The sequence below is a fragment of the Streptomyces sp. NPDC060205 genome (genome assembly GCF_042728395.1).
GTDB lineage: Bacteria > Actinomycetota > Actinomycetes > Streptomycetales > Streptomycetaceae > Streptomyces.
On sequence record NZ_JBHWZP010000032.1, the window covers coordinates 26,762 to 48,586 of the forward strand.

The window sequence follows — 21,825 nt, forward strand, 5'->3', positions numbered from 1 at the left end:
GGAGTGACCGACGCGGTTAGCGTGAGGGCATGATCCGGTTCGAACAGGTCACCAAGCGCTATCCGGACGGTACGACCGCGGTGGACGGGCTCTCCTTCGAGGTGTCCGAGGGCGAACTCGTCACGCTCGTGGGCCCGTCCGGCTGCGGCAAGACGACGACCATGATGATGGTCAACCGGCTCATCGAGCCGACCTCGGGCCGCATCCTGGTCGACGGCGAGGACATCGCGACGGTCGACCCGGTGCGGCTGCGCCGGCGGATCGGTTACGTCATCCAGCAGGTGGGCCTCTTCCCGCACCGGACGGTCCTCGACAACACGGCGACCGTGCCCACCCTCGTCGGCTGGAAGAGGGCGAAGGCGCGGGCGCGGGCCGCCGAACTGCTGGACCTGGTCGGCCTGGACCCGAAGACGTTCGGCCCCCGCTATCCGGACCAGCTCTCGGGCGGCCAGCGCCAGCGGGTCGGCGTGGCGCGGGCGCTGGCCGCCGACCCGCCCGTCCTGCTGATGGACGAGCCCTTCGGGGCGGTCGACCCGGTGGTGCGGGAGCAGTTGCAGGACGAGTTCCTGCGCATGCAGGCGGCCGTGCGCAAGACGGTGCTGCTGGTCACGCACGACATCGAGGAGGCCGTCCGGCTCGGCGACCGCATCGCCGTGTACGGACAGGGCCGCATCGAGCAGTACGACACGCCCGGGGCGGTGCTGGGCACCCCGGCGACCCCGTACGTGGCGGGGTTCGTGGGCGCCGACCGGGGCCTGAAGCGGCTGTCGGTCACCGAGATCGAGCCCGACGACCTGGAGCAGCCGCCGGTCGTACGTCTCGACGAGCCCGCCGGGCGAGCCGCGGAACGACTGCGCGCGGAGGGTGCGCGCTGGGCGGTCGTCCTGGACGCGGACGGCGATCTGCACGGCTGGGTGGGCGCCGAGGCGCTGGCCGGGGGCGGTACGGTGGCCGCCCTCGTCCATCGGATGAACTCCTGGGTGCCGGTGGGCGCCCCGCTCAAGCAGGCCTTCGGCGTGATGCTCCAGCACGACGCCGGGTGGGTGGCGGTGCTCGACGGGGCGCGCTTCCTCGGCGTACTGACTCCGGCGAAGCTGCACGAGGCGCTGCGCCGCTCGGTGGACGCGGACGCGCTCGGTGTGCCGCGGGGTCAGGTGGACTTCGACTCGGTGGCGGACGCCTGAGCCCTGGTCCTCCTGCGGCTGTCCGCGCCTCCCGTGCTCGCGGTGGCGCCCGTACCTGGTGTGCCGCCCGTATCCGCCGGGTCGCCCGTGTCGTCCGCGTCGCGTGAGTCGCCCGGGTCGCCCGTCCGGTCCGCGCCGTAGGAACGGGAGGAGCGGTTCAGCAGTCCGAAGGCCCAGCGTTCGTTGAAGCCCGACAGGAAGCCGATGGCGCACCAGAACACCCAGAACGAGGTGTTCACCCCCTCGCTGCCGCCGCAGATGTCGGCCGTGGCGGCCGGTATCTCGATCACCTGGACGAACTCCGCGCTCAGCAGCAGGAACACGGCGATACCGAGGACCCAGCCGATGACCACGCGGTAGACGCCCTCGTGCCGCATGCTCCGGGACATCTGGCCCGGCACGACGGCCGCGCTGTGTCCGTTGGTCTTGCGGCGGGTCAGTTCGTCCCCGCTGTTGCGCAGCCGCGCCAGCACGCTGAACACCGCGCCGAACGCCCCGGCGCCACCGCTCAGGAAGACGCCCATGAGCGTCCAGCGGTCACTGCAGCTCAGGGTGATTCCCACGTCCGCGAGCCATCCCCACGCGCCCGCCATCAGCGGGAGGCCGAGCAGCACGCAGCTGATCAGCAGTCCGCTGGAGAGCCCGACGTTGAGCCCGCGGCTGACGGCCACCGCTCTGTCCTGGCGGACCCTGGCCCGGATGCCGGCGATCTCCTTGTCCAGGTAGGCGGCCATGCTGGGCCTGGCCGAGGCGTCGTCGAGCTGCGGAGAGGCGAGCGCGCTGCGCAGCGTGTACTCCACGGTGGCCATCAGCGAGACCCTGGTCTCCTGCTCGAAGGCCCGCTGGGAGACCCCGTACAGCCGCTGGAGTTCCAGCTGCTGCTTCGGGAACGCTCTGCCCAGCTTCTCGTAGTCGCCGCGGGACACGGAATCCACTTCGCTGAGCAGTTTCGGTGTTTCGAGCGTGCTCGCGCCCACCAGCATTTCGGATAATTTCTCCCGCCTCGTCGGGCGGTGTCCCCCGTTTTCCATGTAAGACGTGTACCGACGCGAGGGTGGTGCGGGAAGCCGTTCCGCCGCACCAGTACTGCGACAGTCGTCACGGTCCCGCTACGGGAGCAGTCCGCGGTCCCGCAGATACGTGCGGGCCACGTCCTCGGGCAGTCGGCGCCAGCTGTCGACCTGTTGGTTCATGGAGGCCAAGTCCCGTGTCGTCAGTACGCCGTTGAGCTTGCCGAGGGCCGTCGCGACTTTCTTGCCGCCCGCCTGCGAGCGGTTGACCACGGGCACGATGTAGTCGGCGTTCTGCAGGTGTTTGTCGTCCGTGAGCAGGACCAGGCCGAAGTCGTCGAGGGTCGCGTCCGTCGTGGTGGTCAGCACCATCTGGTCCTGGCCGTTCTGCACGGCCCGTTTGGCCTGCGTAGTGCCGACGCCCTTGGGGTCCACCCCGGTGACGTCGATGCCGTACGTCTTCTTCAGTCCCGGCTCGCAGTAGGGCCGTTGGACGCACTCGTCACCCGCCGCGAGCCGCACCGCGACACCGGACGCCCCCAGGTCGCTCAGGGTCTTCAGGTCGTGCTCGCGGGCGAAGGCCCGGGTGACGGCGAAGGCGTTCTGGTCGACGGCCCTGCCGGGGTCGAGGACGGTGAGCCCGCGGGGCGCGGCCAGTTTCCGCAGTGCGGCCATCGTGGCGTCGAGGTCGGGCGAGCCGACGGCCGGCGCGTCCGCCCCGTTGGTCTTGGCGTTCAGCCAGTCCGCGAAGGTCGCCGCGTACTCGGCGACGACGTCGATCTGCCCCGACTCCAGGGCGGGTTCGTACAGTTCGCGGTTGGCGACGGTGAGCGTCGACGTCTTGTAGCCGGCCTGGTTCAGCAGCAGTCCGTACATGGTGGCCAGCAGGTCGCTCTCGGTGAAGCCGGCCGAGCCGATGGTCAGGTTCCTGCTGTCGCCGGGCGGCGCCGTGACCTCGCCCTGGTTCTCCAGGGAGGGGCCAGAGGCGCAGGCGGTCGGCAGAAGCAGCAGGAGCACGCCCGCGAGGGCCCCGCCCCACCTGGTCCCGTGCACCGCCCTCATCGCGTGCCCCGCCCTCATCGGGTGCCCCGTCGGGGCAGCAGCCGCTCGGCCGCCTCGAAGACGCCTTCGACGAGCAGGGCGAAGACGGCCACGAGGACGGCCCCGGCGACGACCTGCGGCGTACTGGCCAGGTTGAACCCGGCGGTGATGATCCGGCCGAGTCCACCGCCGCCCGCCAGCGCGGCGATCGTGGCGGTGGCCACGAGCTGTACGGCCGCGATCCGCACCCCGCCCATGATCATCGGCATCGCGAGCGGTGCCTCGACCCGCCACAGCAGCTGCGGGCCGGTCATCCCCATGCCGCGGGCCGCCCGCACGACATCCTGGTCGACCTCGCGCATCCCGACGTACGCGTTGGTGAGCAGCGGCGGTACGGCGAACAGGACGAGCGCGACGACGGTGGGGCCCTCGCCCCAGTCGCCGAGGGGGGTGAGCAGCAGCAGGACCAGGACGGCGAAGGTGGGGACGGCCCGGCCGACGTTCGAGATGTTGACGGCGAGCGCGCCGCCCCTGCCGAGGTGGCCGAGGACCAGGGCGACGGGCAGCGCGATCAGACAGCTGATCACGAGGCAGACGACGGTCAGGACGAGATGCTGGCCGAGCCGGTGCCAGACACCGTCGTCGCCCGCCCAGTGCGCCGGGTCGGTGAGCCAGTTCCAGGCGTCGGTGAGGGTGTTCATCCGCGCCTCGCTCTCGTCCAGGGGGTGATCAGCCACTGGATCCCGAGCAGCAGCAGATCGGCGGCGACCGCGATGACCACGCACAGCACGGACGCGGTGAGGACCTGGGCCTTGAAGTAGGTGTTCATGCCCGCGTAGATGAGGTTGCCGAGCCCTCCGAAGCCGACGATCGCGCCGACCGTGGCGAGCGAGACCGCCGAGACGGTGGCGATCCTGAGCCCCGCCATGGCGGCGGGCAGGGCCAGTGGCAGCTCGACGGTGAGGAGCAGGCGCACCGGCCCGTATCCCATGCCGCGGGCCGCCTGGCGGGTGTCCTCGGGTACGGCCCGGAGTCCGGCCAGGATGTTCCGTACGAGCAGGGTCAGCGAGTACAGGACGAGTCCGGCGACGACCAGGGCCGCCGACAGCCCGTACAGCGGCAGGAGCAGCGAGAACATCGCCAGCGACGGGATCGTGTAGAGGACGGTCGTGACGGCGAGCACCGGGCCCGCGGCCCAGCCCCATCGGCGGGCCAGTACGGCCAGGGGCAGGGCGATCGCCAGGCCGATGAGGACGGAGAGCACCGTCAGCTGGAGGTGCTGGCCGACCGCGTCGAGGAGGATGTGGCGGCGGGTGCTCAGGTAGTCGCCGCAGATCCACTCGTTGCGGGCGAGGCAGTCGTCCGGGGGCGCGGTCACGGGTCCCTTCCGGTCACGGGTCCGGTCACGGTCCATTCCAGCGGGGTGGGCGGCGGACGGCGCGCGTTGATCACCCGTACGGGGAGCCGGCCGCACAGGCAGTGACGCGGAGGAGGAGTTGTCCATGGGCCGTGGGGGGAGTTGAACGCCCCTTGCGCCTCTCCCGTACTTCAGGGACAGCGGGCTTCCCCTGCCCGCTGTCCCAGGAGGAATTCCGCCCATGACGACCGCACCCCGCACCGCCGCCCTCGTCGTCCTCGCCGGGACGGCCCCGCTCCTGCTCGCGGTGGGGGCTGCGGGGCCCGCCGCCGCGCACGGGGCGCCGACGGACCCGGTCAGCCGGGTGGTGGCCTGCTCGCCCGAGGGCGGGCAGCGGGCGCAGTCGGCGGCCTGCCGGGCCGCCACCGCCTCCGGAGTCGCCGTCTTCGACAACCTGCGGCTGGCGGGCGTGAACGGCCGGGACCGGCAGGTCGTCCCCGACGGCAAGCTGTGCAGCGGTGGCCTCGCCGCCTACCGGGGCCTCGACCTGGCGCGTGCCGACTGGCCCTCGACCAAGCTGAGCGCCGGGGCGGGCATGACGCTCACCTACACGTCGACGATCCCGCACACAGGAACGTTCAAGCTGTTCCTGACCAAGGAGGGCTACGACCCGGCGAAGCCGCTCAAGTGGTCCGATCTGCCGGCCAAGCCGTTCGCGACGGCCACCGATCCGGCGCTGGTGAACGGCGCCTACCGGATCAGGGCCACGCTGCCGTCCGACCGCACCGGACGTCATCTGCTGTACACGATCTGGCAGAACACGAGCACGCCGGACACGTACTACTCGTGCTCGGACGTGGTCTTCCCCGCCGCGAAGGACGCTGCCGGGTCCGGCGGTTCGGCGACGCGCGAGCCGGTCGCGTCCCCGACGAAGTCCGCGGCGGCGCAGACCAGTGCCGCGCCCTCCCCGTCGAAGTCACCGGCCGACGTGACGAGCGCTCCCCCGCAGCCGTCGGAGACGGTGACCAGTGATCCCGGCGAGGCGGTCTCCTCCGCCACGTCCGACGACGACCGGGCCCCGGCGCTGCCTCTGGTGGCGGGCGGCGCGGCGGGCCTGTTGATCACGGCGGGCGCCGCGTACACCCTGCGCAGGCGCCGCTGACGTCGTGGAGCCGCCGCCCGGGCCTCCCGCCGGGACCTGCCGTCCGGACCTGCCGTCCGCCGAAGATCACGTGGCTGGTAGCGTGCGTCGCTTCGGTGGTTGAAGACCGGCAGTCTCAGGAGAGCGGAACGTGCGGACCTGGCGGAGGAGTCTGGAAGCGGCCGAGGTGGGTGGCGAACTGCGCGACGACTACATGAAGGTCGCGCGGTTCATGCGGCGGCGGGAGCCGGCCGGCTATCTGGCGGTGCGGCTGATGGTGCCCGCGGACCATCAGCCCCATGTCCTCGCCGGTTACGCGTTCGCCTCCTACACCGACGACGTCTGCGACCGCGGCACGGTCGAGGAACGCACCCGGCGCTACGACGCGTGGGACGCGCAGGTACGTACGGCGCTGGACTCCAAGAGCGCCGAGCACCCCCTGCTGCGCGCGTTCCTGAACACCGCCGCCGCCCGTGAGCTGCCGCGCCGCTGGGTCGACTCGTACCTGGACGGCGCGCGGATCGACCTCGACTTCCCCGGCTTCGCCACCGAGGCCGACTACCAGCGGTACGTGGAACAGCTGACCTGGCCGTTCCTGATGATCACCTCAGGGCTGGCCCATCAGGGCGGCGGCAGCGCCGAGTTCGCCGCCGCCTGCCGGCTGTTCGCCGACGCGGCCCAGCGGACCGACATCCTGACCGACCTGCACGAGGACCTGCGCGGCGGGCGCCTGTACCTGCCGGCCAGCGATCTCGACCGGTACGACATCACGCGCGAGGACCTGGAGCAGGGCCGCGACCTGCCCGGGGTACGCGCGCTGGTCGCGGCCACCGCCCGCACCGCACGGGCCACGCTCCGGGAGGCGGGCGTGCTGCTGGACCACTGCTCGGACGAACACCGGCGGCTGATGCGCTTCATCCTGGACCTGCACCACCAGCGCCTGGAATCGGTGACGACCCGCGGCGCCACGGTCACCCGCCGCCCCGTACGCGACCGCCCGGTGGCCTGCCTGCGCCTGCTGACCCGCCGCCCCGAACCGGTCGGCGCGTTCTAGCGCCTTTTCAGGGGCGCCGGGAACCGCGCGACCGGCCACGACGGACGGAGAGCGCTACTCGACGCCGGGACTCACTTCAGGTGTCGGTCGAAGAACCGGCCTGCGTCCTCCCCCTCGAACCATGGGGTGCCGGTGTGGCCGCCCATGTTGGCGTGCAATGTCTTCTCCTTGGTCGCGAAGGCGTCGAACAGGTCCAGGGCCCGTTGCCGGGGGTTTCCCTCGTCGTCCCACTGCAGCAGGAGCAGCAGCGGGACGGTGACCTGCCGGGCTTCCTCCCGCTGGGCGTGGGGCACGAATCCCCCGGCGAAGAAACCGGCGGCCGCGATACGCGGTTCGGTCACCGCCAGCCGGATGCCGAGCGCGGTCCACCCCGAGTACCCGACCGGGCCGCCGATCTCCGGCAGCGACAGGAGGGCGTCCAGGGTGGTCCGCCATTCCGGGGCCGCCTTGTCGACCAGCGGGCCGACGAGGGACTCGAAGAGCTCGTCGACCGGCTCCCCGGCCTGCAGCGCCCGTCGGAGGTCGGCGCGGGCCTGCTCGTCGGCGGCGGAACGTGGCCGGTCACCGCATCCGGCCGCGTCGATGGAGGCGACCGCGTAGCCGCGCGCCACGGAGTGCCGGGCCCGGGCCGCCAGCCGGGCGTCGCTCTTGGGCAGGCCGTTGTTGTGGGCCATCAGGATCAGCGGGGCAGGTGCGGCTGATCCAGCGGACCCAGCGGATCCGGGCGTCCACAGGGTGCCGGGGATCTCGCCGAGGGTGAATTCGCAAGCGAGGACGCCGTCGTCGAGGCGCTGCTCGGACGTGAAGTGCAGGGTCATGTCGTGCCTGGTTGTGTCACGCATGGTCGTATCACGCATGGTCGGGCCTTTCGGGAGTGCTGCTGAACGGCGCTCCCGGACGATCTATCGCCCGACCGTGACCCCGGAGGAGAGCACCCACGTCGACAGTGATGTCACGGGTACCACCTCCTCGTTCTCTCGCACGGCCTCCGGAAAAATAGCAGTGGCCACCGCGGCCCGCCAACGGGTTTTCGCAGCATTGCGCGGCGGCCCGTCGGCGGACGCCGGCTCACTTTCCGACGAGTCCCAGGTGCATGGCGTTGTAGCGGTCGCCGTGCACGCCGATGCGGGCCGCCGTGGCGTCGAGGTCCGCGATGTCGTCGGCGGACAGGGCGACCTGGGCCGCGCCCGCGTTCTCCTCCAGGCGTTCCACCCGCCGGGTGCCGGGGATCGGGACGATCCAGGGATGCCGGGCGAGCAGCCAGGCCAGCGCGACCTGGCCGGGCGTCGCCCCGCGGGCGCGGGCGAGTGCGGCAACGTGGTCGACGAGGGCCTGGTTGGCCGCGAGGTTGTCCTGCTGGAACCGCGGGATGGTGGTCCGGATGTCCCCCTCGGTGAACGCGGTCGCGGTGTCCACGGTGCCGGTGAGGAAGCCCTTGCCGAGCGGGCTGAACGGCACGAACCCGATGCCGAGTTCGGCGAGCACGGGCAGCACCTCGGGCTCGGGGTCGCGGGTCCACAGGGAGTACTCGCTCTGCACGGCGGTCACGGGATGCACGGCGTGCGCCCGGCGGATCGTCGCCGCGCCCGCCTCGGACAGCCCGAAGTGGCGTACCTTGCCCGCCTGTACGAGTTCCGCGACCGCCCCGGCCACGTCCTCGATCGGGACGTCCGGGTCGACCCGGTGCTGGTGGAACAGGTCGATCGTGTCCGTGCGCAGGCGGCGCAGCGAGGCGTCCGCGACACGCCTGATCTGCTCCGGGCGGCTGTCGAGCCCGGCCGGCGCACCGTCCTCGATGCGCCACCCGAACTTGGTCGCGAGGACGACCTGGTCGCGTACCGGGGCGAGGGCTTCACCAACGAGTTCCTCGTTGACGTAGGGGCCGTAGACCTCGGCGGTGTCGAAGAAGGTGATGCCGCGGTCGACGGCGGCGCGGAGCACGCCGATCATGTCCGCGCGGTCGCCGGGGTTGGGACCGTAACTCTGGGACATGCCCATGCAGCCGAGGCCGATCGCCGAGACCTCAAGGCCTTGACCGAGGGTGCGGGTGTGCATCGTGCGGCTCCTTGCGCGGTGTCCATGGCGGTCGCGGATCTGCTCTCGGCGGGTGCGGATCCGTCCGCGGCGGGTGCTGATCCGTCCGCGATGGGTGGAAACCCGTCCGCGACGGGTGCGGATCCGTCCGCGACGGTAGCGGATCAGCGCCCGGTGACAGCGGACGCGTCCTCGGTGGCGGACGGCCCCGGCGGCCTGCCGGAGCCGGGCCGGCGCCAGGTCGTCGAGGCGGTCCGGGCCGCCTGCGTCCCTACGCGTCCGCCGGATCGGCGAGGTCGAGCGTCACCTTCGACAGGGGGCAGCCGACGCATGTCAGCACGTACCCCTCGGCCTTCTGCTCGGGTGTGAGGCAGGTGTGTTCGGGTTGCGTGACCTCGCCGCCGCGGATGCGCGCCATGCACTCGCCGCAGGTGCCGACCGTGCAGGAGTAGGGCATCCGCAGTCCTGCGGCGAGTCCGGCGTCGAGCAGTGTCTGGCCCGGCTCGACCACGGTGGTCCCGACGAGGGTCCCCTCGTTCTCGACTCTCATCTCCTGGGGTGCCGCGGCGGCGGGAGCGGCCACGCCACCGGCGAAGCGTTCCTGGTGGATGCGTTCGTCCGGCACGCCGAGACGCCGCAGGACGTCCTGCACGGTGTCCATCAGCGCTTCGGGGCCGCAGACGTAGTGGTGTGCGCCGTCGGACAGGGCCAGGCCGGTCACCCACCGGCGGACGCCCTCGGTGCCGAGCCGGCCGTCGCGGCGGGAGAAGACGTGGGTGACCGTCAGTCGCTCCGGACAGTCCTTCTCCATACGGGTCAACTCGTCGCCGAAGATGACGTCTTCGGGACCCCGGCTGCTGTAGAGCAGATGGATTCCGCCGACCGCTCCAGGATCGGAGAGGTGAGTTCGGATCATGCTCATCATGGGGGTGATGCCGCTGCCCGCCGCGATGAGCGCCAGGTCGCCGGGCGCCCGCGCCGGGGCGTGGAAGGTGCCGGAGGGGCCGCGTACCGCGAGGTGGTCCCCGGTACGCAGGCCGCGGTGGGCGTGCGTGGAGAAACGGCCGCCCTCCACGTGCTTGACGGTGAGCTCCAGGTGCGTCGCGCCGGGGACGGAGGAGGCCGAGTAGGCACGTCGTACCGGCACGCCCTCCAAGTCCGTGACCAGCGTGAAGAATTGGCCGGGGCGGAAGTCGAACGGCTCGGCCCGGCCGGTCGCGTCCTCAAGGACCAGGGTTCGGGCGGTGGGTGTCTCCTGCCGTATCTCGCGGACCCGCACAGGCCGCAGCGGGGCCTCCACCGCTGCGACGTGAGTGGCACCTCGGAGGGCGTCGCCCTGGGGGGCGGGGGCGCGGACGTCGTCGTACCCCTCTTTGCGCAGTCCGGAGACGTAGGCCCGGTCGGCGACCTTGCGCAGGAGGCGGCTCACGCCGGGGAGGGAGGTGACGAGCTTGATCAGCCATGCCGATCCACCCCCGGACTCGGCCGAGTTGGCGGCCAGATGGGCGCCGCCGAGCGCCATCATGTCGGGTGCCGGGCCGTGGCCGGTCCGTGCGTCGGGCGTCCACAGCCGTGCGCCCGACACCGCTTCGTTGCCGCTCACCTCGGCGTACTCCACGTCGATGAGGAGTGCGAGCTGCGGGGGCGTCCCGCGCAGCGCCAGCGTCCCCAGCAGCGCGGCGTCGTCCGTGATCGCGCCTCGCCCGTGGACGTGCAGTACGCCGCTGCGGCCGGGGACGAGCGCGGCGAGGGAGAGCCGGTCGTCCTGCAGCAGATTGTGCAGGCTGTCCGCGCGCTTGTTCCCCCTGCGGTCGGCGAGGACCAGGGTGCGGCCGTCCAGGATGCGCGCGACGGCCTGGCGGTCCCCGCGCGGGCTGGTGTCGCCGCCGTGGTCCGTGTCCCAGGTGGAGAGTGCCAGGAAGGGCGAGGCGGCCAGGAAGTCGCTCACGCCGGGGCCGGTCAGCGGGCCCTCTCCCACCACCGGCTCGGCCGCCGGGAACGGGGCGGGCGGCTCCCACAGGCCGGAGCGGATCACGGCCTGCGCGCAGTGCACGTACGCCTCGGTGACGTCCACGGCCGTCTCCCCGCCCTTGAGGGCGGACGCCGTGCCGTTGACGCGCAGTACCTCGCCCACGCCGGGCAGCAGGAAGAACAGCGAGACCGGACCGGGCGCGACGGCCGGACCGGGAACGCGGAAGGAGAACCGCTTCTCGGAGTGGACGCGCGCGAACCCGGGCGCCCCGCCGACGAAGGTGGTCCGGGCGGTGCCGTCGGCGCGCCGGTGACCGAAGGCCGCGACCGGACTGTGGGCCAGTACGTCTCGGCAGCCCGCGTCGAGGACGCCGATCTGCTTGCGCATGATGATCGCCGCCGGACGGCCGACGACCGTCTCGACCTCGGCAACGGACGAGAGCCGGCGCAAGGGGTCCGGCCGGAGTGTGTGCTGCTGCATGGGAGTCCTTTTCGGCCGGGGTGGACCGGCCCAGTCGCCAGTAGCCAGTAGCCAGTAGCCATGGGAGGAGACGTCCCGCTCGGGTACACCGCGGCCCCGTACGGGATCACGGATGCGCTCAGACGATCGGGCTTCGCTTGTTTGCGCAGGTCATGGCACTATTCTGAGTAAAAGCTCACCTCTTGGCTACTCGCTTTCCGCCGCCCGGAAGGACCGCCGGATGCCCTCCGACGAACGCCGCATCACCCCACGTCGAACGCCTCGGCAGGTGCGCGCCGAACTCACCCGTGAGCGCATCCTGAGCGCCGCTGCTCACGTTTTCGGCGAGTACGGCTACGCAGCAGGCACCACCAACCGCATCGCCGAGCACGCCCGCGTGTCCATCGGCTCGCTGTACCAGTACTTCCCGAACAAGGACGCCATCCTCGCCAAGCTGCTGGTCCGTCACATCGACCGCGGTGGCTGGACGGGGGCCGACGAGCTGGACCTGTCCCCCGGCAGCCTGAAGGAAGCGGTGCTGGCCCTGGTCCGCGACGCGATCGACCACCATCGCGACGACCCGCAGCTCCTGCGGATGATGATCGAGGAAGCACCGGTCTCCGGCGAACTGATCGAAGCGATGGAGCGGCACGGCAAGGACCGGGTGCGGCAGATACGCGACGTGCTCGCCCGGCATCCGGACGTCCGGGTGGAGGATCTCGACATGGCCGCGGAACTCGTCGTGGGGACGGTGGAGATGAACACCCACAAGCTCATGGCGAGCCCGCACCCCATCGAGGTCGGGAGACTGGAGAGGGAACTGGCCGCCATGATCACCCGCTACCTGAAAGGTGATCAGTAGCTACGCACTTGGCTACGCACAGGTCACTCGCACGACGGCGACCGCCGCCGCCTTCACCCTGCCGCTCCCCCGGGCAGCCGCTGCACGACCGTGGTGGCGACGTCCGCCGTCCTGTGACCGCGCGTCGCGCTTCCGCTTCCGGGTGCGGGCGGAGAGGAGGGGGATCCGGGTTCGAGGGCGTCACGGACCGCGGTCAGGATGTCCTCCGTGTCCGCGCCGAGCGCCCGGGCGGCGGAAGTGAAGTCACGCGCCAGCGTGGTGAGTCGGCCGGCGTCGTGCGCGTACGTGTCCGGCGGGAGCGGCGCGACCCTGGTGCCGGCGCCACGGCGGGTCCGGATCAGCTCGGCGGCCTCCAGTTCGCGGTAGGCGCGGGCCACGGTGCCCGGCGCCAGCCCGAGGTCGGTGGCGAGCTGGCGCACGGTCGGCAGCCGCTCCCCCTCCGCCAGTCGGCCGGTGCGGATCAGCGCGGCCAACTGGGCGCGGATCTGCTCGTACGGAGGTACCTGCCCGGTGGTGTCGACGCGGACGACGGGGTCACTCATCGCCAGAAGTCCCCTCGTACGCCGGCTCGTCGTCGACGGCCCTGGGTGCCACCACGGTGGCCAGGGACCATCCGAAGCAGAACATGCCCAGCAGACCGAGGGGGCAGATCGCCACGAGGGTGATCGCGCCCAGCGGGCCCGCGCAGGTCTTGTCCGTGAGCGCGACGAACAGCATCAGTACGACGAGCAGCACCTGGCTGGACACCAGCAGCCCCCAGGCTCCGGTGACGGCCCACGCGCGGTCGCGGCGCTGCTGTTCGTCGCCCGTGCCGTCCGCGATGCGGCGCAGGGCCCAGACGCAGACGGGGGTCGCCACCGCGAGCGCGGCGAACATCGGGCCGCTGTAGTACAGGCCGGGCCAGGGGCCGAGGGAGGTACGGATCCCCTCGCAGGTGACGTTGATGACGCTCCCCGCTCTGTCGGGCCGGTCGACGACGGAGGAGGCCGTGACCGCGCCCGTCACCAGCAGGGCCACCAGGATCGCCGCCTGCAGAAGGAGCAGGGGCGCCATCCGCGGCGGCACCTGGTCGCGGATCAGGCGCGGGGCGAGACTCGCGGTGCGTACCGCCTCCTGCGGACGCAGGGTGAAGGCGTCGCCGAGCAGCACACCGCCGACCGCGCACAGCCCGAAGGCGGTGATGGCGAACACCAAGGGCAGCGCGATGTCACCGCTGTTCATCATGATCAGATGCTGCGCGGCCACGATCCCGATGGCCAGCCCGGACCAACGGGCGTAGTGGTCGGCGTGATCGAGGATCCGGGACTGCAGTGGGACGGTGTCGAGCATCTGAGATCCCCCGAACGAGCTTGTACCAATCGTTGGGTACAAGATGGCTCCTGCCGGAGCGTTGTGTCAAACCCTCGATACAAGACGGGGAAAGCGGACCGCCTGAGCCGGCCTGGTTGATCCGCATGCGGTCGACCGGCGCTCGGACGGAACGGCAGATCCCCGAGAGAGCCACTCACTCAGCCCGGACCGTGCGTCGCGTCCCGAGCACACACCGGCTCGACTGCTTGTCCTGCGAGGTAAGCCGCCTTCTCGTCCGCGCTGAGATCCCGGCCGACGCTCTTACAGATCTTGTCGAGCGCTGCGGCTCTGCTCGGTGGCCCCACCTTCCATTGACGCACCGTGCCATCACGGCTGCCACTGGCCAGAATGCGCCCGTCCGGGCTGAACGCCAGCGCGAGCACGCCGCCTTGGTGACCGGTGAGCGTACGCCAGAGGCCGGTTTCGAAGTCCCACAGCCGCACCGGGCCGTCCTGGTAGCCGCCGCTGGCCAGGGTGCGCCCGTCGGGGCTGAACGCCACCGCGAGCACGCCGCGTTGCTGGGGGCCGGCAAGGGTGCGCAGGAGTCGGCCGGTCCGGGAGTCCCACAGCCGGATCGTGCCGTCGTAGCCGCCGCCGGCCAGGGTGCGCCCGTCCGGGCTGAACGCCACCGCGAACACTCCGCCCTGCTGGCTGGTGAGGGTGCGGCGGAGACGCCCCGTCACCGGGTCCCACAACCGGACCCTGCCGTCGTAGCCGCCGACGGCCAAAGACCGCCCGTCACCACTGAACGCCAGCACGGCCACCCCCTCCTCGTGGCTGGTGAGGGTACGGCGGAGACGCCCGGTCACCGGGTCCCACAACCAGACCTTGCCCTCATAGCCGCCGACGGCCAATGACCGCCCGTCACCACTGAACGCCAGCGCATCCACTCCCTCCGCGTCGCCGGTGAGGGTACGGCGGAGACGCCCCGTCACGGGGTCCCACAACCGCACCTTGCCGTCCTCGTAACCACCGCTGGCAAGGGACTGCCCGTCAAGACTGAACACCACCCCGGGCAGTGTCACCCTTTGACCGGCGAGGGCCCGCCAGTGGCCGGACGCGGAGTTCCACCACCACGCCTTGCCCTCCAGGTCGTCAGGCAGGCTGCAGGCCAGGGTGTGCCCCGCACGGTCGAACGCCACCGCGGAAATGACACCCTCGTGACTGATGAGGATGGGACCCGCCATCTGGCCCACCACTCGTACCGCACCGTCCCCATCACCGCCGCTGGCCAGGGTGCGTCCGTCGGGACTGAAGGCCAGAGCGGAGACAGCACCTTTGTGTCCGACGAGGTCCCGAAGCAGCTGGCCGGACCTGGGATCCCACAGTCGTACTCTGTCGTCGAATCCACCGCTGCCCAAGGTGCGTCCGTCGGGGCTGAACGCCACCGCGGATGTACCGTCCTGATGACCTGAAAGGGTGCGGCGAAGACGTCCGGTCGCGGGATCCCACAACCGCACCTTGTCGTCGTAGCCGCCGCCGGCCAAGGTGCGCCCATCGGGGCTGAACGCCACCGCGGTTGTACCGTCCTGATGCCCGGAGAGGGTACGGCGAAGACGCCCCGTCGCGGGATCCCACAACCGCACCTTGTCGTCGTAGCCGCCACCGGCCAAGGTGCGCCCGTCCGGGCTGAACGCCACCGCGGATATACCGTCCCGATGCCCGGAGAGGGTACGGCGAAGACGCCCCGTCGCGGGATCCCACAACCGCACCTTGTCGTCGTCGTAGCCGCCGCCGGCCAAAGTGCGCCCGTCCGGGCTGAACGCCAGTGGAGAAGCACCGTGGCCGGAGAGCGTGCGGCGCAGACTCCCCGTGGCAGGATTCCACAACCGCACCGTGCCGTCTTGGCCGCTGCTGGCCAAGACGCGTCCGTCGGGGCTGAACGCCACCGCGGCCGTACCGTCCCGTTGACCTGAGAGGGTGCGGCGAAGACGCCCGGTCGCGGGATCCCACAACCGCACCTTGTCGTCGTCGTAGCCGCCGCCGGCCAGGACTCGTCCCACCGGGCTGAACGCCAACGCGCTCACTCCCCCCTTGTGGCCGGTGAGGCGGTAGCGGAGGGGGGAGTCCGCTGCCGCGTACAGGCTGGTGACGGCTTCCCTGGTGGGACTTGTCCGGTAGGCGGCAACGGCCAGCAGGGATGCCAGGTCGGGGTCGGTGTCGAACAGGGCGTTGGACTGGGCGGCCAGTTGCCTCGACTGGGCCGTGCGCTGTGCCTTGACGGCGGCGTGCTGGGCATCGAGTGCGCTCTGGCGCTGCCAGAAGGCGGTGCCCGCGGCGAGCAGCGCCAGAGCGAGCAGGCCGGCCAGGACGATGTTGACGCGGCGGGTGCGGCGGGCTGCGGTTCGCTGCTGCTTGTGGCTCGCGGCCAGGAACGTGGTGAGGTCGGTCGGCAGAATGCGTTGCCGGGCCCAGTCCAGGCCTTCCTGGAGGGCGCTGCCGGTGAGCAGGTCGGCGGGCAGGCGGCTGCGGGTGTGGCGGGCGGCGTGTTCGGTGGTGCGGTGCAGCCAGTTCTGGAAGCGCTGGTCCTGGGCGGTCCAGTCGCGCAGGTCGCCCCAGTCGCGCAGGAGGGCGTCGTGGATGAGTTCGGCGACGGGTTCCTCGTGCGTGTCGGTCCGGGTGTTGCTGGAGCGGGGTGGGGTGCGGGTGGTGATGACGCGGTGGCGGGTCAGGGTGGCCAGCACCGTGTCGAAGGCCGCGTCCCGCGCCGGGGCCGGTGCTGCCGGGTCGGCGCTGAGGGCGCGCAGCCGGGTGAGGGGGACGTGCTGGCGGGTGGCGGGGATGGCGAGGGTGTCGTCGGCGGGGCGGACCAGGGCGGTCAAGAGACGTTGCGCGGTGGGCCGGTGATCGGCCGGTAGTTCACTGAGGGCGGTGTTGCACCAAGTGGTGAGGCTGCCGGTGACGGCGCCGATGTGCTGGTAGGCGTGGTGGGTGAGTCGGCCGTTGTCGTCGAGACGCTGCCAGAGCTGGGCGAGGGCGAGTTCCAGGGGCGCAAGCAGCGTGACGGGGGCTTGGTGGTCGGCGGTGGTGGCGAGGATGTCGGTGATGATGCGTTCGGCCAAACCGTCTTCGAGGCGTGCGCCGGCTTCCTGGGCGGGGCGGGTGATGATGGCCCGCAGGTCGGGCAGGGTGACGCTGGCGGGGATGTTGAGCAGTGCGGGGGCCGCGGCCTGGAGGATCTGCGGTGCGGTGGCGGCCAGGCGGGGGTAGAAGTCGTCCCGCATGATCAGAAGAATGCTGCACGGGGCAGGCGCCCGGGCGGTCACGGCCAAGTCGTGGGCAGGGCCTGCGTGCTGGTGGGAGCTGGTGGGGTCGGGTTGGGTGAGGAGTTCTTCGAACTGGTCGATCACCAGCAGCAGCCGGTCGTGTGCCGGATCGCCGTCCAGGCGGTGCTGTATGGCCGGCAGCAGGCCGCGATGGACGTCAGGCAGGCCGGCGCGTTGAAGTTCGCCGGACAGGTCCTCACCCGGGCGGACCATGAGAGGCAGCCAGCGGTCGCTGCCCGGCAGCGCACCGCGGGCCAGGGCGGGCAGTACCCCGGCCTGGATGAGGGAGGACTTGCCTGCGCCGGAGGGGCCCAGGAGAAGCAGCAGCCGCCGTTGTCGGCCGAGTTCGGCCAGCACCGTGTGGATGGCGTCGTCGCGGCCGAAGAAGAAGCGGGCGTCGTCGGCGGTGAACGGCTCCAGCCCGCGGTAGGGGTGTATCTGCTGGACGGCCAGGCCCGGCTGCACCTGCCGCAGCACCTCGGTGGGCGTGGCGTAGGCCATGCCGAGGCCTTTGAGGTGGGCGTCCGGGGCGGTGATGGAGGTGACCATGCCGACCACCAGGTGGGTCACCTCATCGACGACCGGGCCGCCGCTGAACCCGGTGGTCACGTCGTTGGCCTCATGCAGTTGCAGCAACTGCCCGCCGGGGCCGTCGGGCAGGAGGTCACCGGCCCGCCCGTAGCCGAAGTGCCCGCCCTGCGGGGCCTGGCCGGGGAATCCGAACGCGTACACGCGGTGCCCCCGGCACCGGTTCGCCGACCCCAGCGCCAGCACCCGGGCCTCCACCGGCACCTCTGCCAACCGCAGAAACGCCACGTCCTGCTCGCTCGGTGACCGCCACTGCTCGGCCGGCACCCGGCCGTGCGTGCGCGGCGCCGCGGGCAGATGCGGGAAGACCACCTCCACCCGGTCACCGGGGCCGGCTCCCGCCGCGCGCACCACATGCGCGCAGGTGACGGCTGTCGCTTCCCCGGTCAGAAACCCGGCGCCCACGACCGTGCCGTCGCCCGCCAGCACCTGCAGCACCCCGGCCGGCACCGGCGCCCGGTCTCCCCTCGCCCTGCCCGTGGCCGCGTCCAGGGCAGCGGGCGGCCTGTCACCGGGACGCGGTTCGGGAAGGTCCGCGCTCCTCACGACGCGCCCTCACCGGCTGTTGTCCGCTGAACTGTCGTCGTGCCACAGGACGCGGACGGTCAGATGCACGCCCGACTCTCCTCTGACGACCACGGCACCGGCCTGCGCCGACAGATTGACCCCGAACCCCACCTCGACCTCGTCCGGCCCCGCCTGCCGCACCGCGTCCAGCACCGCCCGTGCAGTACGTGTCACCGGCTCCAGGCACTCCTGCAAGGTCCGCGGCAGCTCCCGAACCACGTCCCCGGCCCGGCCCGCCTTCACCGGCCCGTCTGCCTCCGGCCCAGCCTCGAACAACACCACCCCGCCGCCTTCCAGCGGCACCGCGACCAGACTGTCCATGTCTGCGCCCCCTACTCGCCAGCGTGCACCCCCGCGCGGTCTTCCACCCGGCGTTCACCGACGCGAATTGTCTCCGCTGCCCACACCCGACACCCTGGACGGAGCACCCATTCCCTCTCAGCCAGTTGACGGCTGTCGACCTGCCTGGCCAGGGGCGACGCTCTGGACGGCCGCCCGTCCGGCCTCAGATGTTGATGGTGACCGGTCCGCTCCTCGCGGGGACCTCGTCGTGTTCCTTCAGCAGTTCGCGCAGTCTGTCGGCCTCGGTGTGGCCGAGGGCGTCGAGTATCGCGAGTGCCTCGTTCCATGACCGGCGGGCCTCCTGCGGGGACGTGACGGCGAGGGCTTCTCCCCGGTGGACGAGGGTGTCGGCGATCAGCGAGGCGTCGTTGAGGGCTCGGTAGTGGGTGAGCGCGTGGTCGAAGGCCTCCAGTGCCTCGTCGTGCTGTCCGAGGCGGTGGTGCGCGACACCCATGGTGTCCCAGGCCGCCGCCTCGATGTTCCGGTTCCCGGACCTGTTCGCGATGCGGACCGCGCGGCGGCAGTCCCCGAGCGCCTCCTCGTACTCGTGCAGGAGCAGGCGGGTCCAGGCCACTTCGTTGGTGACGCTCGCGATGCCGACGTAGGCCCGCGTCCTCGTGTACAGGGCGCAGGCGATCTTGTACTGCGCCAGGGCCTCGCGGTGGTCCTGCCGGACGTTCGCCAGGAACGCCAGGTACCGGTGGGTGAGTGCCGTGAAGGGCACGTCGCCCAGGTCGGTGAACAGTTCCAACGCCCGTTCCAGGTGCGCGGCTCCCCGCGCGTGGTCGTTCGTGCGGACGTGGGCGAAGCCGAGCACACGGTGCATGTGGGCCTCGCCCAGGGTCTCCCCGAGCCGCTGCGCGCCGGCGAGTGCCGTGGTGTGCAGCTCGATCTGCTCCTCACGGCGTCCTCGCCGGTCGAGGACGAGTTCCAGGGTCGCCGCCATGCGCCAGGCGTGCGCGCCCGTGCCGTGACCGCTGTCCCGGGTGATCACCGCCTCCAGCGCCGGCATCTCCCGCTCCAGCCATGTCGCGGCGCGGTCCGTGTCGGTGAACGACAGGACCTGTGTGCCGGGGGCGGCCTCGGGCAGCGGGAGAGGTTCCCGGTGCGTGTACAGCAGGGTGGCCGCGCCGCGCGCGCTGTGCAGGTAGTGGTCGAAGAGCCGGCGGCGGGCGTCCTCACGGGCTTCGGTCGGGTCCTCGGCCAGGGAGAGCTCCTGGCTGAAGGTCCGCAGCAGTTCGTGCGAGCCGTAGAGACCGGGCGCGGGCTCGGTCCACAGGCTGGCCCGGGTGAGCTCGGACAGTACGGGGCGCGTCCGCGCGGTCGTCAGCCCCGCGAGGCTCGCCACGGCCTGCACGGAGACGCCGTGGGGCGGACACATCCACAGCAGCCGGAAGAGCCGGGCCGCCTCCGGAGTCAGTGTGCGGTACGACCAGGAGAAGACCGATCGGGGGTCGGTGGCCGGGTCCCCGACGGCGAAGACGCCGAGGTCGTCGCGGCTCTCCGCCAGTTCCGCGGCGATGTCCGCGAGCGGCGCGGACGGGTGGCCCTCCGCACGCGCGCACACGATCGCCAGGGCGAGGGGCAGCCGGCCGCACTGCTCGGCGATACCGATCGCCGCCTGCCGGTCGGCGGCGACGCGCTCCGCGCCCAGCCGCTTCGACATGAACTCGATGGATTCGGTGACGGTCAGGATGCCCAGGCGCAGGGAACGCGCTCCGTTGGCGGCGACCAGCCCGTGCAGCTGCTCCCGGCTGGTGATCACCGTGACGCACGTCGGTGTCCCCGGCAGGAGGGGACGTACCTGTTCGGCGCTGCGGGCGTTGTCCAGGACCACCAGTACGCGCCGTCCGGCGAGCAGGCTGCGGTACAGGGCGGCCTGGCCGTCGAGGCTCGGCGGGATGTCCTCGGCCGGTACGCCGAGCGCTTCCAGGAAGTAGCAGATCGCGGCCGACGGCGTGAGCGCGACTCCCGCCGGGTCGTAGCCGCGGAGGTTGACGTACAGCTGTCCGTCGGGGAAGTGCCGGGTGTTGCGGTGGGCCCAGTGCAGGGCGAGCGTGGTCTTCCCCACGCCCGGCGCGCCGCCGATCGCGCTGATGACGACGGCGGCGGGCGTGCCGCCGTCGGCCGGCAGCAGGTCGCGCATCCAGTCGAGTTCGGCCCTCCTGCCGGTGAACGCGTGCAGGTCCGCGGGGAGTTGGGCGGGGCGCACCCCGGGGGTCGTGACCGGGCCGGTCCCCCGACTCGTACCCGGCCCCGCACCGGGCCCCTCACCCGCACCCGCACCCGGACTCGCTCCCGTTCCCGTTCCCGTTCCCGTTCCCGGGAAGGTTGCGCCGCTGGTGTCCGCGGTCCTCGGGTCGCCGAAGGGGGGCCTCCTCGTCGGCACGACGGTGCCGCGCAGCACGCGGATCTGGGCCTCGCGCAGTTCGGAACCGGGATCGACACCCAGCTCGCTCGTGAGCCGGGACCGGACGACCTGGTAGTGGTCCAGGGCCTGGGCCGCCAGCCCTTCGGCGGCGAGGACGAGGACGAGCCGCGCCTGGAGGCACTCGTTCAGCGGTTCGCTCTCGGCCGCCCGTCTGACCAGCGGGAGCACCCTGGACGTGTCGCCCGCGGCCAGCGCCGCGTCGGCGGCGTCCCTGACCGCGTGCAGATACTCCGCGTCGACTCCGGCGAAGACCGCGTGGGAGTACGCCGTGCGGGGAAGCCCTTCCGCGGTCCGCCCCAGCCACAGGGAGAGCGCCCGGACGTGGAGACCGGCGGCTTCCGCCAGCCGCCCCGCGGCCGAGGCGGCCTGTGCCGCGTCGCGCAGTCTGCGGAACCTCAGCAGGTCCAGTGCCTCGTCCTCGGTGTTCAGCCGGTAGCCGCCGGCCGCGCGCACCAGGACACGGGCCCCGGTTCTGCGGGTCAGCTCCGGTTCGAGCAGTCTCCTCAGTGAACCGACGTGCCGGTGGACGACGTTGACCGCGTGCTCCGGCGGTTCCTCGTCCCACAAGGCGTCGACGATCCGGTGCAGCGGTACCGGCCGGTCCGCCTGCACCAGAAGCAGTGCCAGCAACGACCGCTGCTTCGGCGGGCCCAGGCTGAGCTCCGTCGCGTGCCGCCAGGCCCTGAGGGGCCCGAGCACCGAGAAGCGCAGTGCGAGGTCCACCGTGGGCTGGTTCTCGGGGCTCACTTCTGGTTCTCCCTACACGTGATGGTCCGTTGGTCACCGGCCGTGCCGAGGGCGCGAAGCGCGCCGCTCATGCGCAGGTACGGAGCAAGATCCCGAAGCCCTCATCCGGTTGCCGCCCCGTGGCACGGCGGCGACGGACCGGAGACACTCCGTACGCGATCCCGACATCCGTACGCGCTCCCGGCATCCGTACGTGATCCAACATCCGTACGCGATCCCGACATCCTTACGTGGTAGCGGCATCGGGCGGCCTCCCCGGCGCCGTGGGCCGCCGGCGGGCGGCCGCGCCCCACACTCTGCGGGACCCGGACGGGTGGACGCCAAGCTCGGCCATTTGCGGCCAGTCGAGAAGAAAACGCGCTCGGCGGTCAAGTCCGGCTCTGCGGGGGCCCGTACGCCGAAGGGCCCCACTCGCACGAG

The 21,825-nt window shown here is 71.9% G+C and carries 16 protein-coding genes; 4 read left to right on the forward strand and 12 right to left on the reverse strand.

Annotation, left to right across the window (positions count from 1 at the left end; translation table 11 throughout):
- Nucleotides 1-29 precede the first annotated feature (29 nt).
- The gene (locus tag ACFWGJ_RS08480) at nt 30-1,184 is read left to right on the forward strand and encodes a betaine/proline/choline family ABC transporter ATP-binding protein (protein WP_387321834.1); all 1,155 of its coding nucleotides are present in this window, start codon (nt 30-32) and stop codon (nt 1,182-1,184) included.
- Here ACFWGJ_RS08480 and ACFWGJ_RS08485 read toward each other — a convergent pair.
- The 4 genes from ACFWGJ_RS08485 to ACFWGJ_RS08500 all read right to left on the reverse strand — a co-directional run bounded on the left by ACFWGJ_RS08485 (nt 1,151) and on the right by ACFWGJ_RS08500 (nt 4,613).
- Nucleotides 1,151-2,167, reverse strand: a complete 1,017-nt coding sequence (locus ACFWGJ_RS08485; RefSeq protein ID WP_387321835.1) for a hypothetical protein — start codon at nt 2,165-2,167, stop codon at nt 1,151-1,153. The genes ACFWGJ_RS08480 and ACFWGJ_RS08485 overlap by 34 nt on opposite strands.
- 126 nt (nt 2,168-2,293) lie before the next feature.
- Nucleotides 2,294-3,256, reverse strand: coding sequence for an ABC transporter substrate-binding protein (locus ACFWGJ_RS08490; RefSeq protein ID WP_387321853.1), 963 nt, complete (start codon nt 3,254-3,256; stop codon nt 2,294-2,296).
- A gap of 14 nt (nt 3,257-3,270) precedes the next feature.
- Nucleotides 3,271-3,936 (reverse strand): ABC transporter permease, encoded by a 666-nt coding sequence (locus ACFWGJ_RS08495; protein WP_387321854.1) that lies wholly within the window; start codon nt 3,934-3,936, stop codon nt 3,271-3,273.
- A complete protein-coding gene (locus tag ACFWGJ_RS08500; RefSeq protein ID WP_387321836.1) occupies nt 3,933-4,613 on the reverse strand; it encodes an ABC transporter permease in 681 nt (226 codons plus the stop codon). The genes ACFWGJ_RS08495 and ACFWGJ_RS08500 overlap by 4 nt, the downstream gene beginning before the upstream one ends.
- Before the next feature lie 220 nt (nt 4,614-4,833).
- Between ACFWGJ_RS08500 and ACFWGJ_RS08505 the strand changes: the two genes are divergently transcribed.
- On the forward strand, nt 4,834-5,754 hold the full coding sequence (locus tag ACFWGJ_RS08505; protein WP_387321837.1) for a lytic polysaccharide monooxygenase: 921 nt from the start codon (nt 4,834-4,836) through the stop codon (nt 5,752-5,754).
- 130 nt (nt 5,755-5,884) lie between these two features.
- Entirely contained in the window at nt 5,885-6,787 is a 903-nt protein-coding gene (locus ACFWGJ_RS08510; RefSeq protein WP_387321838.1) for a squalene/phytoene synthase family protein, read from the forward strand.
- Nucleotides 6,788-6,858: 71 nt separating this feature from the next.
- Here ACFWGJ_RS08510 and ACFWGJ_RS08515 read toward each other — a convergent pair whose 3' ends face one another.
- The 3 genes from ACFWGJ_RS08515 to ACFWGJ_RS08525 all read right to left on the reverse strand — a co-directional run bounded on the left by ACFWGJ_RS08515 (nt 6,859) and on the right by ACFWGJ_RS08525 (nt 11,273).
- A complete protein-coding gene (locus ACFWGJ_RS08515; RefSeq protein WP_387321856.1) occupies nt 6,859-7,599 on the reverse strand; it encodes an alpha/beta hydrolase in 741 nt (246 codons plus the stop codon).
- A 256-nt stretch (nt 7,600-7,855) separates the two neighbouring features.
- Entirely contained in the window at nt 7,856-8,842 is a 987-nt protein-coding gene (locus tag ACFWGJ_RS08520) for an aldo/keto reductase (RefSeq protein WP_387321839.1), read from the reverse strand.
- Between the two features lie 250 nt (nt 8,843-9,092).
- Nucleotides 9,093-11,273 carry a 2Fe-2S iron-sulfur cluster-binding protein gene (locus tag ACFWGJ_RS08525; protein ID WP_387321840.1) on the reverse strand — a complete coding sequence of 727 codons (2,181 nt, stop codon included), beginning with the start codon at nt 11,271-11,273 and terminating at the stop codon, nt 9,093-9,095.
- Between the two features lie 220 nt (nt 11,274-11,493).
- Here ACFWGJ_RS08525 and ACFWGJ_RS08530 point away from each other — a divergent pair, with 220 nt between their 5' ends.
- Entirely contained in the window at nt 11,494-12,114 is a 621-nt protein-coding gene (locus tag ACFWGJ_RS08530) for a TetR/AcrR family transcriptional regulator (protein WP_387321841.1), read from the forward strand.
- A 53-nt stretch (nt 12,115-12,167) separates the two neighbouring features.
- Here ACFWGJ_RS08530 and ACFWGJ_RS08535 read toward each other — a convergent pair whose 3' ends face one another.
- From ACFWGJ_RS08535 to ACFWGJ_RS08555, 5 genes are all read right to left on the reverse strand, one after another.
- Entirely contained in the window at nt 12,168-12,656 is a 489-nt protein-coding gene (locus tag ACFWGJ_RS08535; RefSeq protein WP_387321842.1) for a GntR family transcriptional regulator, read from the reverse strand.
- The gene (locus ACFWGJ_RS08540) at nt 12,649-13,443 is read right to left on the reverse strand and encodes a hypothetical protein (RefSeq protein WP_387321843.1); all 795 of its coding nucleotides are present in this window, start codon (nt 13,441-13,443) and stop codon (nt 12,649-12,651) included. The genes ACFWGJ_RS08535 and ACFWGJ_RS08540 overlap by 8 nt, the downstream gene beginning before the upstream one ends.
- A 179-nt stretch (nt 13,444-13,622) precedes the next feature.
- Complete coding sequence (locus ACFWGJ_RS08545; protein WP_387321845.1) at nt 13,623-17,864, reverse strand: trypsin-like peptidase domain-containing protein; 4,242 nt, start codon at nt 17,862-17,864, stop codon at nt 13,623-13,625.
- A gap of 9 nt (nt 17,865-17,873) precedes the next feature.
- Nucleotides 17,874-18,206: a CU044_2847 family protein gene (locus ACFWGJ_RS08550; RefSeq protein WP_387321846.1), complete on the reverse strand. Its 333-nt coding sequence runs from the start codon at nt 18,204-18,206 to the stop codon at nt 17,874-17,876.
- A 184-nt stretch (nt 18,207-18,390) separates the two neighbouring features.
- On the reverse strand, nt 18,391-21,405 hold the full coding sequence (locus ACFWGJ_RS08555; protein WP_387321847.1) for a BTAD domain-containing putative transcriptional regulator: 3,015 nt from the start codon (nt 21,403-21,405) through the stop codon (nt 18,391-18,393).
- Between the last annotated feature and the right edge of the window lie 420 nt (nt 21,406-21,825).

Bases quoted from the DNA above. Each gene is read 5' to 3' on its own strand.
- ACFWGJ_RS08480 (WP_387321834.1), top strand. From the start codon at position 30: ATGATCCGGTTCGAACAGGTCACCAAGCGCTATCCGGACGGTACGACC.
- ACFWGJ_RS08485 (WP_387321835.1), bottom strand. From the start codon at position 2,167: ATGCTGGTGGGCGCGAGCACGCTCGAAACACCGAAACTGCTCAGCGAA.
- ACFWGJ_RS08490 (WP_387321853.1), bottom strand. From the start codon at position 3,256: ATGAGGGCGGTGCACGGGACCAGGTGGGGCGGGGCCCTCGCGGGCGTG.
- ACFWGJ_RS08495 (WP_387321854.1), bottom strand. From the start codon at position 3,936: ATGAACACCCTCACCGACGCCTGGAACTGGCTCACCGACCCGGCGCAC.
- ACFWGJ_RS08505 (WP_387321837.1), top strand. From the start codon at position 4,834: ATGACGACCGCACCCCGCACCGCCGCCCTCGTCGTCCTCGCCGGGACG.
- ACFWGJ_RS08520 (WP_387321839.1), bottom strand. From the start codon at position 8,842: ATGCACACCCGCACCCTCGGTCAAGGCCTTGAGGTCTCGGCGATCGGC.
- ACFWGJ_RS08525 (WP_387321840.1), bottom strand. From the start codon at position 11,273: ATGCAGCAGCACACACTCCGGCCGGACCCCTTGCGCCGGCTCTCGTCC.
- ACFWGJ_RS08530 (WP_387321841.1), top strand. From the start codon at position 11,494: ATGCCCTCCGACGAACGCCGCATCACCCCACGTCGAACGCCTCGGCAG.
- ACFWGJ_RS08535 (WP_387321842.1), bottom strand. From the start codon at position 12,656: ATGAGTGACCCCGTCGTCCGCGTCGACACCACCGGGCAGGTACCTCCG.
- ACFWGJ_RS08540 (WP_387321843.1), bottom strand. From the start codon at position 13,443: ATGCTCGACACCGTCCCACTGCAGTCCCGGATCCTCGATCACGCCGAC.
- ACFWGJ_RS08550 (WP_387321846.1), bottom strand. From the start codon at position 18,206: ATGGACAGTCTGGTCGCGGTGCCGCTGGAAGGCGGCGGGGTGGTGTTG.